Source organism: Botrimarina mediterranea, from assembly GCF_007753265.1.
Taxonomy (GTDB): Bacteria; Planctomycetota; Planctomycetia; order Pirellulales; family Lacipirellulaceae; genus Botrimarina; species Botrimarina mediterranea.
On the sequence record NZ_CP036349.1, the window covers coordinates 2,178,472 to 2,192,216 of the forward strand.

General features: G+C 65.0%; 10 protein-coding genes. 7 read left to right on the plus strand and 3 right to left on the minus strand.

What is annotated here, in order from left to right; genetic code table 11:
• Positions 1-18: 18 nt before the first annotated feature.
• On the minus strand, positions 19-1,377 hold the full coding sequence (locus tag Spa11_RS08750) for a hypothetical protein (RefSeq protein ID WP_145110880.1): 1,359 nt from the start codon (positions 1,375-1,377) through the stop codon (positions 19-21).
• Positions 1,378-1,992: 615 nt separating this feature from the next.
• Here Spa11_RS08750 and polA point away from each other — a divergent pair.
• From polA to Spa11_RS08785, 7 genes are all read left to right on the plus strand, one after another.
• A complete protein-coding gene (polA, locus tag Spa11_RS08755) occupies positions 1,993-4,725 on the plus strand; it encodes a DNA polymerase I (protein ID WP_145116954.1) in 2,733 nt (910 codons plus the stop codon).
• 166 nt (positions 4,726-4,891) lie between these two features.
• Positions 4,892-5,503, plus strand: coding sequence for a dephospho-CoA kinase (coaE, locus tag Spa11_RS08760; RefSeq protein WP_145110883.1), 612 nt, complete (start codon positions 4,892-4,894; stop codon positions 5,501-5,503).
• 418 nt (positions 5,504-5,921) lie between these two features.
• A complete protein-coding gene (rho, locus tag Spa11_RS08765; protein ID WP_145110886.1) occupies positions 5,922-7,475 on the plus strand; it encodes a transcription termination factor Rho in 1,554 nt (517 codons plus the stop codon).
• Positions 7,476-7,664: 189 nt separating this feature from the next.
• Positions 7,665-8,141, plus strand: coding sequence for a 6,7-dimethyl-8-ribityllumazine synthase (ribH, locus tag Spa11_RS08770; RefSeq protein WP_145110890.1), 477 nt, complete (start codon positions 7,665-7,667; stop codon positions 8,139-8,141).
• A gap of 312 nt (positions 8,142-8,453) precedes the next feature.
• Positions 8,454-8,867 carry a transcription antitermination factor NusB gene (gene nusB, locus Spa11_RS08775; protein WP_145110893.1) on the plus strand — a complete coding sequence of 138 codons (414 nt, stop codon included), beginning with the start codon at positions 8,454-8,456 and terminating at the stop codon, positions 8,865-8,867.
• A gap of 93 nt (positions 8,868-8,960) precedes the next feature.
• On the plus strand, positions 8,961-9,893 hold the full coding sequence (ftsY, locus tag Spa11_RS08780; RefSeq protein ID WP_145110896.1) for a signal recognition particle-docking protein FtsY: 933 nt from the start codon (positions 8,961-8,963) through the stop codon (positions 9,891-9,893).
• Between the two features lie 318 nt (positions 9,894-10,211).
• Positions 10,212-11,639, plus strand: coding sequence for a porin (locus tag Spa11_RS08785; protein ID WP_145110899.1), 1,428 nt, complete (start codon positions 10,212-10,214; stop codon positions 11,637-11,639).
• A gap of 211 nt (positions 11,640-11,850) precedes the next feature.
• On the opposite strand, the gene cdd is transcribed toward Spa11_RS08785, so the two are convergent.
• The gene (gene cdd / locus Spa11_RS08790) at positions 11,851-12,255 is read right to left on the minus strand and encodes a cytidine deaminase (RefSeq protein ID WP_145110901.1); all 405 of its coding nucleotides are present in this window, start codon (positions 12,253-12,255) and stop codon (positions 11,851-11,853) included.
• 23 nt (positions 12,256-12,278) lie between these two features.
• Positions 12,279-13,565, minus strand: a complete 1,287-nt coding sequence (locus Spa11_RS08795) for a thymidine phosphorylase (protein WP_145110904.1) — start codon at positions 13,563-13,565, stop codon at positions 12,279-12,281.
• Positions 13,566-13,745: the final 180 nt, after the last annotated feature.

Below are 13,745 nucleotides of genomic sequence, written 5' to 3' on the forward strand. Positions count from 1 at the left end.
AGCCGGGGCTGGCAGGCCTTACGGCGTCCGGAAGCGGAAGCTACGCGGCGCGGCGCCCGCGGCGGGGCCCGCCGAGCCCGATCCGCCCGAGAATCGAACGGTTCCTTCGGCCGGCTTGTAGCCCATCCGGTTGAGAAACTCGGTAAGCGATATCGTCTCGACGCCCAGGGTGGCCGCTTCGCGGCTCATCTCCTGATATTTGTCGCGGTACATCGCCTTGCTGGGCTGGTCGGGCGAATCGCCGAGGACGAGGTAGCGGGTGTCGACCGTCATCTCGCCGTCGACCGTGCCGTCTTCTTCAAGCGACACGTCGAGCGTGGCGCCGTTCATCGCGATCAGGTCTTTGACGCGTTGCAGGTCGCTGACGCCGTCGCCATCGATGTCGATGAATCCAGTCAGGCCGAACCGCAGGGCCTTTCCGCGTTGCCACACCTGGCTGTAGATGCGGTCGCCGGGCAGGATGGGGTTCCGCGGGTCGTCAGAGGTGATCTTCGCTTCGGCGATGTGGTCGCCCAAGAGGCGTGTTACCTCGACGCTCCCCTTCTTTTCCGCTTTGGCGGCGTCGGAGAGGGCCGAGTCGAAGACGCTGAATGTCACCTGACGGCGTAGCGAGTCGGCCTCACCCAGATCGATCCAGGCGGTTTGCGTCCCTTGGTTGACGTAGGTGATCTCGCCATCGGCGACCTCGGAACTGGGGGTCTCTTGTTTGCGCTCGGCGAGCAGCGTAGCCCGTGAACGCTCGGCCTTGGTCAGGGCGTCTTCGGCTTGTGATTGCGAGGACCGTGCCGCGGCGACCTGCTGGCTGAACTGCGCTTCCTTCTCGGCGAGAGTCTGCGCGAGCTGCTTCTTCTGGCGGTCGATGTTGTCACGCTCTTCTTTGAAGCGGGCCCGCTCGGACGCGAGGTCTAGGTTGGCCTTGTTGAGCGCGTCGTCGCGTTCCTTGATCTGGGCGTCCTTCTCGGCTTCGAGCGTGACGAGTTGTTGCTCGAGCGACTTGACCTGCTTCTTCGCCTCGTTCTCTTGCTGGGCGGTCTTGGCGATCTCGGTCGAGAGGTAGTCCAGCGCGTTGCGATAGGTCTGCGTCCCTTCCTCGAAGGTCGACATGAATTGCTTCTTGTCGGCCTCGTAGCGTTCCTGGACCTCGGTGAAGGTCGCACCGCTATCCATGCCGAGCATCTGCAGCATCTGCTCCGCCTCTTGGACCTTCTGCCGCGCGGCGTTCTCGGCCTGCGTCTTCTGCGTGGCGAGCTCGGCGGCTTCAGCCGCGGCCTTCTTGCCCTCGCTCCACGTGAGGTAGGCGACGATTGCGAGGACGAGGATCAGAATCGAGCAGACGACGATAATGATCGTCTGGCTTTGGTCCTGGCGAGCGGCCATGCGGAGTCCTTCGAACGCTTGCGAGCGGTAGCGAGTCGTGCGGTCTCCCCAGCGTCGCCGGGCGTCCGAAGAGACGCGGCGGATTAGGGGGACCGGGGTGAACCGGTAAGGAGTGGGGTCTGCGGTGGGAGTGAGTGTCGGCTGCGGGGCCGACAAACACAACTAGCGTCACGCCCGAAGGCGCGGTTCTGGGTATTGGTAGGGCTTCCCCAGCCGGTCCGCCCGGGGGCGTCGGTGATGAAGACCTAAGTCGAAACTAGTTAGGGGATTAACGCCTGTCAACGAACGGGGTAGAGTCCCCCCCAGAGGGCCGCAGAACCGGCGCCGCCGGAACCAGCGGGGCCGATAGGGGTCGAATCATTGGGGTTGGGCGGGTTGGTGGGTCACTCCAGGCGCTGACGAGTTCCGGCTCGCTGCGCAATTTTGAGTTCAGTTTCACACTTTTGGCGAGCCGTCGGCGTCAGCGCCCGGATTGAATTACCCGACAACTCTCCAGCCACGTCCAAGCTCCGCTTCCTAACGGACGAGGCTCAAAAAACCACTCTCTCCGCCTCCTTACGGAAGCGGCTCGACAAAGTTCTTCCACCAACCCCCGCCTCGTCCGCCTTGTCCGAGATGCTCCCCGCCGGATCGACCGTTTACGTCGTCGATTGCCATTCGCTCATCTTCCAGGTGTTCCACGCCATCCCGGAGATGACGAGCCCCCGGGGCGAGCCGGTGAACGCCGTTTTCGGATTTACGAAGGACCTGCTGAAGCTGATCGAGGACAAGCGGCCCGACGCTTTGATCTGTGCGTTCGACCCCCCCGGCGACACGTTCCGTCACGAGCTCTACCCGGTCTACAAAGGGGAACGCAGCGAGACGCCGACCGAGCTGCGGTCGCAGTTCCCCAAGATCCACCAGATCGTTGAGGCCCTGCGGATCCCGATCATCTCGGTTCCGAAGTTCGAGGCGGACGACGTGCTTGCGACCGTGGCCCGGTTGTGCGACGAGTCGCAGGTCTTCTGCCGGCTGGTGACGGGGGACAAGGACTCCCGCCAGCTGATCACGAACCACGTCGCCGTCTACAACATCCGCAAGGACCACGTTTACGACGAGGTTGCGCTGCTGGCGGACTGGGGTGTCCGGCCCGATCAGGTCGTCGATTTCCAGTCGCTGGTGGGCGACAAGATCGACAACATCCCCGGCGTGCCGCTGATCGGGCCGAAGATCGCCAAGGAACTGCTCGACGAGTTCGGAACGCTCGATCGGGTGCTCGACAACGCCGACCGTGTCAAAGGCGCCAAGCGGCAACAGAACCTGAAAGAGGGCCGCGAGCTGGCCCTGATCTCACGGCAGCTGGTGCGGCTCGATCAGTACGTGCCCGTCGAGATCGACTGGCAGGCGGCGCGGGTCGGCGACTTCGACGCCGAACGTCTCGCCGAGCTGTGCGCTGATTTCGGCTTCCGCAGCATCGCCGAACGGATGGCGGCCCTCTCTAGCGGCGGCGCGGCAGATACGGCGCCGAGCGACTGGGAGGCCAACTACCGGGCCATCGACACGCCCGAGGCGCTGGCGGAACTGGCGAAGACGCTCGCCGCTTGCGAGGTGATCTCGGTCGATACCGAGACCACCAGCGTCAACCCGCGCGAGGCGGAGCTGGTGGGCTTCTCGTTCGCCTGGGCCGAGGGCGAGGCGGCGTACGTCCCCGTCCGCGGGCCGGCGGGCGACCGTGTGCTGCCGCTGGCGGATGTCCTGGCGGTGCTCGGGCCGATCCTTGAGGACGAGTCGATCAAGAAGATCGGGCAGAACCTGAAGTACGACATGATCGTGCTCCGCGGCGCCGGCGTGACGATGCGCGGGCTGTCGTTCGACACGATGATCGCCAGTTATCTGCTCGACGCCGGCGAGCGGACGCACAACCTCGACGTGCTCTCCGACCGCTACCTCGGCCACACGACAGTCAAGATCAGCGAGCTGATCGGCTCGGGCAAGAACCAGAAGCGGATGGACGAGGTCCCCGTCGCCCAGATTGCCGAGTACGCCGCCGAAGACGCCGACGTGCCGCTGCGGCTCTGGCCGATGCTGCACGAACGGCTCGACCGCGACGGGCTGCTGCCGCTGTCGGACGACCTCGAAACGCCGCTCGTCGAAGTGCTCGCCGAGATGGAGTGGAACGGCGTCCGCGTCGATGTCGATCGCCTCGCCGAGCTGAGCAAGCAGTTCGCGTTGCGCTCGCAGGAGCTTGCCGAACAGATCGAAGAGATCGTCGGCCACCCGTTCAACCTGGCGTCGCCGAAGCAACTTGCCGAGGTGCTATTCCAAGAGATCGGCCTCAAGCCGATCAAGCGCACGAAGACGGGCCCCTCGACCGACGCCGCGGTGCTCGAAGAGCTCGCCGCGCTGCACCCGTTGCCGCGGCTGATCGTGGAGCACCGCCAGTACGCCAAGCTACGCGGCACCTACGTCGATGCACTGCCGCAGCTGGTGAACGCCAAGACGGGCCGCGTCCACTGCTCGTTCAATCAAGTCGTCGCGGCGACGGGGCGGCTGAGCTGCAGCGACCCGAACCTGCAGAACATCCCGATCCGCACCGACGAAGGCCGTCAGATCCGCTCGGCGTTTACCGCCGGTGAGGCGGGTTGGAAGCTCGTCGCGGCGGACTACTCGCAGATCGAGCTGCGCGTGCTGGCCCACTTCAGCGAGGACGAAACGCTCTGCAAGGCGTTCGCCGAGGGGCAGGACATCCACACGCTCGTCGCCAGCCAGGTGAACGGCGTCGGGCTCGACGAGGTCACCTCCGAGCAACGCCGCGGCGCCAAGGCGGTCAACTTCGGCATCATCTACGGCCAGAGCCCGTTCGGCCTAGCCAAGACGCTCGGCATCCCCAAAGAAGTCGCGGCGCAATTCATCGCCGACTACTTCGCGCGCTACCCGGGCGTCATGGACTTCATGCTCGACACGCTCGACACAGCCGCGCGGCAGGGATACGTGGAGACGTTGCTGGGTCGGCGTCGGGCGATCGCCGGCGTCCGCAAACCGGGACCACCGAAGGGCGCGCTCTTCGACGACCGCCCGCAGCCGCTCCAGATGAACCTCCCCGAGCGCACCGCCGTCAACACAGTGATTCAAGGCACTGCGGCCGACCTGATCAAACTAGCAATGCTCGCCGTCAGCCGCCGCCTCAAGGACGAGGGCCTGCGCACGAAGCTGATCCTTCAGATCCACGACGAACTGGTGTTCGACGCACCGGAAGAAGAAGTCGAACAGCTGACCACCCTGATCACCGAAGAGATGCAAGGCGTCGCCAACCTCCGCACGCCGCTGGCGGTCGACATCGGCGTAGCGGACAACTGGGCGGAGTGCTGACGCAGATTTAGTTAACCACAAAGGAACTAAGGAACGAAGGAAGCAATTGCCCACGAATCACACGAATCATCACTTAGCTTTCTTATTCGTGTGATTCGTGGGCTCTTATAACGTCCTTTGTTCCTTCGTTCCTTTGTGGTTCACTTTCTTTGAATAAAGCGCGGGCATGATCATCCTCGGCCTCACCGGCGGCGTCGCCAGCGGGAAGTCGTTCGCCGGCGGGCTGCTTGCCGAGCGCGGCGCCGTTGTGCTCGACGCTGATCGCCACGCACACGCCGTGCTTGGTGAGCGGGCGGTCCTTGAGGCGCTGGTTGAGCGTTGGGGCGACTCGATCTTGGCGGAGGATGGCGCCCTGCGGCGTAGTGAGGTCGCCAAGCAGGTCTTTGGCGATAGCCCCGAAGCGATCGCCGAGCGGCGGTTCTTGGAGGGGCTCGTCCACCCGCGGGTCCGCGAGCGGCTGAAGGCGGAGCTTGCCAATGCGGCGCAGCGCGGCGTCGCGGTCGCGGTGCTCGACATCCCGTTGCTGTTCGAAGCCGGTTGGGCCGACGAGTGCGACGCGGTTCTGTTTGTCGAGACGCCGCTGGAGATTCGCCGGCAGCGGGCCGCCGTGCGGGGCTGGTCGGCGGAGGAACTGGCCCGTCGGGAAGCGTCGCAGATGCCGATCGAGGAGAAGCGGGCGGCCGCTGACGAGATCATCCCGGGGGATAGCGAAACCGCCGCCCGGGAGGCGGTGGAGCGGGTCTGGCGGACTTGGGTTACCGGTGAGGCCCAGGGTTAACCCAGCCCTACCAAACCGGGCGATTGCGTTTTCCCTCAAATCGGACTCTTCGAGCGCCGATTTCGCTACCAACGGCAGCACGGGTTTGGCATACTGAGACGGTCCGGTCGGCGGACGGTTCTCGCTTGCCGCCCGGACGCCCCGCGACAGGCCTTCGCCCACCGCGATGGCCGCTGGGGTGTGACCCCCGCTGCTCCCACTGACGCGACCCGCTTCGTTTCGGTGGTCCTGCCCGCCCGTGTGGCGAACCATTCCTACTCCTACATCCCACCTCGACCTCTCCGGCTCGGCTGGCCCTCGGCGTTCGCCCTGGCCCGTCTGCTGGACCTTCCCGATGTCCCCGTGCAGCTCTTTTCCTGCCTCCCGGTAGGTAGAACCGTCGATCTAGGACGACTGCGCGGCGACTGGAGCCCTCATCATGGCCGATAACGCTCCCGATCAAGAATCCGACTACGAGTCCGGCGGCACAACGTCGTCGGGCCGTGGACCACTACGCGGTATGCGCAACCGCGGCGGCGGCCCGTCCGGCACCGGCGGCCCCCACCTGCGTCGCCCCGCGCGGCACGGCGCCCCGAGCGAGCAGATCGACAAGGAACTGCTCCGCCAACTCGACAACGAAGAGCCCCTGTCGATCGCCGAAGAGCTCGACAAGGCGGCCGAGCGTGTCCGGCGTAGCGGCGGCGCGATCGCCAAGGCGACCGAGCCCGACCAGAACATCCACATCGCCGAGCTGCAACAGCTCTCCACGCAAGAGTTGCTGGAGATCGCCGAGAGCGAAGGCGTCGAGAACACGGCCGGCCTCAAGAAGCAGGACCTGATCTTCCGCATCCTCAAAGAGCGCGTGAAGCTCCAGGGGATGATGGTGGGGCAGGGGACGCTCGAGATCCTGCCGGACGGCTTCGGCTTCCTCCGCAGCCCCGACTATCACTACCTCTCTTGCCCGGACGACATCTACGTCTCGCCGAGCCAGATCCGCCGTTTCAACCTCCGCAACGGCAACACGGTCTCCGGCACGATCCGGCCGCCGAAGGAGAACGAGCGTTACTTCGCGCTGCTCCGTGTCGAGTCGATCAACGGCGAGGACCCGAACAAGCTCACGAAGAAGATCCCCTACGACGATCTGACGGCGGTTCACCCCGACGTGCGGATCGCCATGGAGACGACGCCCGAAGAGGTCGCGATGCGGGTCATCGACCTGATCGTGCCGATTGGCTTCGGCCAGCGTGGCCTGATCGTCAGCCCGCCGCGCGCCGGCAAGACGATCCTGATGCAGAAGATGGCCCGCAGCGTCCTGAAGAACTACCCGGACGCCTATGTGATGATGCTCCTCATCGACGAGCGGCCCGAAGAGGTCACCGACATGGAGCGCGAGGTCAAAGGCCCCAACTGCGAAGTCATCTCCAGCACCTTCGACGAGCCGCCGTCCCGCCACGTGCAGGTCTCAGAGATGGTTATCGAGAAGGCCAAGCGGATGGTCGAGTACGGCCGCGACGTCGTGATCTTCCTCGATTCGGTGACGCGGCTCGCGCGGGCGTGGAACTCCGAGTGCCCGCCGAGCGGCAAGGTCCTCTCCGGCGGCCTCGACGCCAACGCGATGCAGCGCCCCAAGCGCTTCTTCGGCTCGGCCCGCAAGGTCGAAGAGGGCGGCTCGCTAACGATCATCGCTACGGCATTGATTGAGACCGGCAGCCGCATGGACGAGGTGATCTTCGAAGAGTTCAAAGGCACCGGCAACCAAGAGATCTTCCTCGACCGCAAGCTCGTGGATAAGCGGATCTGGCCCGCCATCGACATCGACCGCAGCGGCACGCGCCGCGAAGAGATGCTGATGGACCCCGAAGAGCACCGCCGTGTCAACGTCCTCCGCCGCGTCCTTTCGGAGATGAACGCCCCCGAAGCGATGGACCTGCTGACAACGCGTCTGGGGAAGACGAAGTCGAACGCGGAGTTCTTGATGTCATTGAAGGACTAGAAGAGAACCACAAAGACACGAAGGACACGAAGAACAAAGAGCCCACGAATCAAACGAATTGACTCGAATCTTATGCAACGGATTCGTGATAATTCGTGGAATTCGTGGGCTCTTTCCTTTCACCGTCCTTTGTGCTCTTTGTGTCGTCGTGGTTCCCTAAACAGCCCCAACGAGTGAGTCTGCGACCCGATGCCGAACGTGATTGAACCCGCCGCTGACGCCGCCAAGAACGCCCGCTATGCGGTCGTCGTCTCGGAGTGGAACAAGGCCGTCACCGCCAAGCTCGCCGACGGCGCCGTCGCGAGCTTTAAGGAAGCGGGCGTTGCGGAAGAGGGGGTCGATGTCGTTTGGGTGCCGGGCGCTTGGGAGATCCCTGTCGTTGTGCAGCGGCTCGCCGACACGTGCCGCTATGCGGGGATCGTGACCCTCGGCGCGGTCATCAAGGGCGAGACGGCCCATGACCACTGGATCAACCACGGCGTCACCGAAGCCCTGATGCGGATCGCCACCGAGCACTCGCTGCCGGTGTTGTTCGGCGTGCTGATGTGCGACACGATGGAGCAAGCCCTCAGCCGCGCCGGCGGCGCCGTGGGCAACAAGGGCGTCGAGTGCGCCGAAGCCGCTTTGCGGATGGCGGCGATCCTCAAGGCGCTGCCCACGTCGTAGTTGCCGGTTCGCCGGGAGCGTCAGCGACCGGAGTGAAGCGGGTACCCCCCTGGCCAGCCGTGACCCCCGACGCACTCCGGGCGCTCACGCTGACGGCTCGCCTGCGTCGGACCGCGCCAGACCCGCGCCAGATCGCCGAGGATGCGTTCTAGCGGACGTTTGCGCTGCCGGTGGACAAAGTCCGATTCGGCGATTCGCGGGAAATGCAAGCCATTGAGCAGCATCGCGCCCCCGCCCCTTGGCGTTCTCCGCTCCCCCGCGGTTATCATGGAAGACTAAGCCGCCGCTCCGAAAACCGCTGCCCCCACGCTGATGTCCCTACGCCGCCGCGCCCGTGAAGTCGCCCTCCAGATCCTCTTCGAGGACGACGTGAACCCGCGCGGCACGGCCGCCGAGCTGACCGAGTTCCTCCACGGCCGGCTCAACAACCAGGACGGCGAGGACTTTGCCCTGCGGCTGGTGCTCGGTGTCCGGCAGAACCGCGAGGCCCTCGACGAGCGGCTCGGCCAGATCGCCCAGAACTGGAGCCTCAAGCGGATGGCGGGCGCCGAACGCAACATCCTGCGGATCGCCGCTTACGAGGTGATTCACGGCGAGACGCCGTTCGCTGTCGCCGTGAACGAGGCGATCGAGCTAGCAAAGCGTTACGGCAGCGCCCAGTCGGGCGGCTTTGTGAACGGGATCTTGGACCGACTTAAGTCGGTTGAGGCTGAGGGGAAGGCCTGAGGCTTGAGACTTGAGGCCTGAGGCAAGACAATCGAGGGCTTCGCCATCGGTGCGCGTCCTCAAGCCTGTCGCCTCAAGCCTCACCCCCTCCACATGGGCTTTTTCAGCCGCATCAAAGCCGGTCTCAAAAAGACGGGCGCCGTCCTCAACACGGACATCCGCGACCTCTTCAAGAGCGAGGGGCGGCTGATCGACGAGGGGTTCTTGGAGGAGATCCGCGGCATCCTCTTCCGAACCGATATGGGCTACGACTCGACCGAGGCCCTCGTCGCCGAGATCGGCAAACAGCTCCGCGGCCGTGTCGTGCAACTCGAAGAGGTCGTCGAGGTCCTCAAGGCGAAGCTCAAAGAGCTGATGCACCAGCCCGCATCGCCGATCGAGTTCGCCACGAGTGGCCCGACGGTCGTGATGGTCTGCGGCGTCAACGGCGCGGGGAAGACAACCTCGATCGCCAAGCTCGCCAGCCAATTCAAGCGGGACGGCAAGAGCGTGCTGCTCGGCGCTGGCGACACGTTCCGCGCGGCGGCCGTGCAGCAGCTGACGATCTGGGCCGAGCGTCTCGGCGCCGGCATCGTCACCGCCCCGAGCGGCACCCACCCGGCGACGGTTGGCTATCAGACCGTCGAGAAGGCGCTCGGCGAAGAGATCGACGTGGCGATCATCGACACAGCCGGCCGGTTGCAGACGCAGTCGAACCTCATGGCCGAGCTGACGAAGATCCGCGCGGCGCTCGCCAAGGCCCTCCCCGGCGCGCCGCACGAGGTGCTGCTGGTGCTCGACGCCACGACGGGCCAGAACGGCATTAGCCAAGCGAGCAAGTTCGCCGAGGCGGCGGGATGCACGGGCATTGTCTTGGCGAAGCTCGACGGCACCGCGAAGGGGGGCGTCGTCGTCTCGATCCGCCAACAGATGGGACTGCCGGTGAAGTACGTCGGCCTCGGCGAGAGCCACGAAGACTTGGCGCCGTTCAACCCCGACGAGTTCGTCGATGCCCTCTTCGCCGACGTGCTCAACGCCACGGCGTAGACGCGTTGGTGAGGTCAAATTGTGGGAGGGGTCTCCAGACCCCGATTACGGTGTCCATGCTTTAACGGCATGGTGCGCGTAATCGGGGTCTGGAGACCCCTCCCACATTTTTTGCCCAACCGTTAGCCCTTCGCGCTCCGGCAAGGTCTAACGCGGCGCCAGCATTTCTAGCAGGCGACTCCGCTTCTCGGTTCATCCGTGGCCCGCTGCTTGGCGATATCTGTGCTAGCTAGCGACGCAGGCCTTGCGGTGGTCTGCGCCCGATTCCCTCTCTTGGCAGCTAGCCCCCGCCCACCCGCTCCTGGAGCTGCGAGTCCTATGAAGCGTCACGCCCTTGCCGGGCTGACGGCGTTTGCCGTCGCCGGGTATGCGGCGGCCGACCAAGTCGCCCAACCGGCCTCGGTCGCCCCCGCCCCGCTGCAGTACGAAACTTACTACAACCAGCCGGTCGATACGCTGCCGTCGGTCACGCCGCCGAATCCCGCCGTGACGAGCGATGTGGCGTACAACATTGCGCCGAGCAGCGGCTACGAGCCGAGCTGCACGGCCGAACCCAACTGTGCGGTCGAGCCTAATTGCGCCGCGGAGCCCTCTTGCGGCCTCGAGTCTTGCTGCGGCGACGCCTGCGGTTGCGGCTCGACGTGCGGCCTGTTGGGCGACTGCTGCCTGGGCGACCCCTGGACGCTCCAGGGTTACCTCGACCCGTGCGGCTGCAGCCCGATTACGTTCGGCGGTTGGACCCAGATCGGTTTCCACACGCAGAACACCCGCTTCTCGCGTGACGACAACGACGCCTTCGCGTTCAACGACCACCCCGGCCGCCTGAACCTGCACCAGCAGTGGTTCTACGCCGAGAAGGTCGCCGAGGCGCCTTGCTGCGGCGTCGACTGGGGCTTCCGCGCCGACCTGATGTACGGCACCGACGCGGTGAAGACCCAGTCGTTCGGCAACCCGGCCGGCTCGTGGGACTTCCAGAACGGCTGGGACGAGGGCGCCGGCTACGGCTGGGCCATGCCGCAGCTGTACGGCGAAGTCGCCTGGGGCGATTGGTCGGTGAAGGTCGGCCACTTCTTCACGCTGATCGGTTACGAAGTCGTTACCGCCCCGGATAACTTCTTCTACAGCCACGCGTTCACGATGTTCAACAGCGAGCCGTTCACGCACACCGGCGCCATCGCGACCTACAACGGTTTCGACGACGTCACGCTGTACGGCGGTTGGACCGCGGGCTGGGACACGGGCTTCGACAGCTTCAACGACGGCAGCAACTTCCTCGGTGGTTTCAGCACCGGCCTCACCGACGACATCACCTTCACCTACATGCTGACCGCCGGCAACTTCGGCAAGCGTTCGGCGGGTGGTGACGGCTACAGCCACTCGGTGGTGGTGGACTTCGCCCTGACCGACGACCTGAACTACGTCCTGCAGTCGGACCTGGTGGACATCGACGACCAGAACGGCAACGTGACGGCGAACGATCAGGTCGGCATCAACCAGTACCTGTTCTACACGATGAACGACTGCTGGGCCGTTGGCGCCCGGCTCGAGTGGTGGAAGACCGACGGCTTCTCGTACCAAGAGATGACCTACGGCCTCAACTACCGCCCGCACGCCAACGTCGTGATCCGCCCCGAGATCCGCTACGACTGGACCGCCAGCGACGCCGCCGCCAACAACGTCGGCTTCGCGGACGCCGAAGAGTTCAACAGCGCTAAGTTCGGCATGGACGCGATCTTCACGTTCTGATCCAGCGTCTGATTAAGCGATCGTCTGATCAAATGATGGGGGTTGGTTGAGAGACGCGGGAAAAGAGTTGGCAATCGGAGTGAAACCACCGCGGGCCGTCAAAGTGACGGCCCGCGGTTTTTTGTTTGGTAATCGCCGAGCCGCGACCGTCAGGGAGCGACCAAGAGAGTAGCAACGTCGATGGTCGCTCCCTGACGGTCGCGGCTCGGCATCAACTGCTCAAACGAAACCCACTCGGCAGGAACTCATCGAGCGTTGCGGTGTGTTTCACTGCGCCCGTCTCGCTGTCCACCAGCAGCACCGTGCATCGCGGGCCGAACTCGTACAGGAATTGGCGGCAAGCCCCGCACGGCGCCGCGGCGCCGGGGGTTGCGACGGCGACGGCGACGAACTCCTTGGCGCCGGCCGTGATCGCGGTTCCGGCGGCGGTGCGTTCGGCGCAGATCGTCAGGCCGTACGAGCTGTTCTCGACGTTGACGCCGCTGAAGACGCGGCCCTCGTTGTCGAGGATCGCGGCGCCGACGTAGAACTTCGAGAACGGGGCGTACGCCATTCCCCGAACTGCGATCGCGACGGCGACGAGCTCGTCGATCTGATCTTGAGTCGGTTCAGCCATCGCGTCATCGCTTCGGGGGAAGGTTAGTCAACGCGTTCAACAATCAGCGGCGGAGCTTCTCGTGGCTCATCCGACAGCGTGATGGCGCCAGTTGTCATCGCGCTAGCTGCGTCGCGGCCCTTGGCGTTAGCGAAGAGCTTGACTAGCGGCTGGCCCGCTTCGACGCGGTCGCCGAGCCGTACGAGCATCTCCAGGCCGACCGAGTAGTCGAGCTCGTCCTCTTTCTGCTTGCGTCCGCCGCCGAGTTCGATGATCGCGTACCCAAGAGCCTCGGTGTCGATCGCCGTGACGTAACCACCGCGATCTGCTTTCACTATCTGCTCCGCCGCGCGCGGCCGTGGGGCGTCGAGGTCGCCGCCTTGGGCCCGCACCATTTGCGCGAGCTTCTCGCGCGCCGAGCCGTCATCGAGCGATTTGGCGATTCCCGCGCGTCCCTCTTCCGTTGAGGACGCGACTTTGGCGAGCACCAGCGCCTCGGCGCCTTGAGCGATGACAAGTTCGCGAAGGTCGGCAGGACCGCCCCCTTCGAGGCACGCGACCGACTCGTCGATCTCGACGGCGTTGCCCGCCAGGCGGCCGAGCGGCTGGTTCATGTCGGTGATCAACGCGGCGGTGGCGACGCCCATCCGTTTGCCGGTGTCCACAAGCGACCGCGCCAGGCCGCGGGCGTCGTCGAGCGTCTTCATGAAAGCGCCGCTGCCGCACTTCACGTCGAGCACCAGGGCGTCGAGCCCTTCGGCGAGCTTCTTGCTCATGATGCTCGCGGTGATCAGCGCGATCGACGGCACGGTCCCCGTCACGTCACGCAGCGCGTAGAGCTTGCGGTCGGCCGGCACGAGCCGCGGCGACGCGCTGACGATGACGCAGCCCACTTCGTCGGCCAAACGCTGCGCGTCCTCGAGGTCGTAATCGACGCGATAGCCGGGGATCGATTCGAGCTTGTCGAGCGTCCCACCCGTGGCGCCGAGGCCGCGGCCGCTGATCATCGGCACCCGTACTCCGCAGCACGCCAGCGCCGGCGCCAGCGGGATCGAGACCTTGTCGCCGATGCCGCCCGACGAGTGCTTATCGGCGTTCGGCGGTCCACCAGCGGGCGAGCCGGCGAACTTCGCGCCCGAGTCGAGCATCGCCTCGGTGAGCGCCGCGATCTCGGCCGTCGTCATGCCGCGGATGAAGACGGCCATCGCCCACGCGGCCATTTGGTAATCGGGCAACTCGTCGGCGGCGTAAGCGGCGATCAGGCCGCCGATCTCGTCGCGCGAAAGCTCGGCGCCGTCACGCTTCTTGGCGATCAACTGAGCGACGTTCATTCAGAGGGAACCACAGATGGACGGGGATGAACACAGATTTTGTTAACCACAAAGGAATGAAGGAATAAAGGAAGTGGTTAGTCCGATAGTCTGGTAGACCGATAGGAAAGAGCTTGCCGAACAACTCTAACGGTCTATCGGACTACCCACCTACCGTCCTTCTTGGTTCCTTTGTTCCTT

Excerpts from the sequence above, each read along its gene's own strand:
- Spa11_RS08750 (WP_145110880.1), bottom strand. The coding sequence starts at position 1,377 with ATGGCCGCTCGCCAGGACCAAAGCCAGACGATCATTATCGTCGTCTGC.
- polA (WP_145116954.1), top strand. The coding sequence starts at position 1,993 with ATGCTCCCCGCCGGATCGACCGTTTACGTCGTCGATTGCCATTCGCTC.
- coaE (WP_145110883.1), top strand. The coding sequence starts at position 4,892 with ATGATCATCCTCGGCCTCACCGGCGGCGTCGCCAGCGGGAAGTCGTTC.
- rho (WP_145110886.1), top strand. The coding sequence starts at position 5,922 with ATGGCCGATAACGCTCCCGATCAAGAATCCGACTACGAGTCCGGCGGC.
- ribH (WP_145110890.1), top strand. The coding sequence starts at position 7,665 with ATGCCGAACGTGATTGAACCCGCCGCTGACGCCGCCAAGAACGCCCGC.
- nusB (WP_145110893.1), top strand. The coding sequence starts at position 8,454 with ATGTCCCTACGCCGCCGCGCCCGTGAAGTCGCCCTCCAGATCCTCTTC.
- ftsY (WP_145110896.1), top strand. The coding sequence starts at position 8,961 with ATGGGCTTTTTCAGCCGCATCAAAGCCGGTCTCAAAAAGACGGGCGCC.
- Spa11_RS08785 (WP_145110899.1), top strand. The coding sequence starts at position 10,212 with ATGAAGCGTCACGCCCTTGCCGGGCTGACGGCGTTTGCCGTCGCCGGG.
- cdd (WP_145110901.1), bottom strand. The coding sequence starts at position 12,255 with ATGGCTGAACCGACTCAAGATCAGATCGACGAGCTCGTCGCCGTCGCG.
- Spa11_RS08795 (WP_145110904.1), bottom strand. The coding sequence starts at position 13,565 with ATGAACGTCGCTCAGTTGATCGCCAAGAAGCGTGACGGCGCCGAGCTT.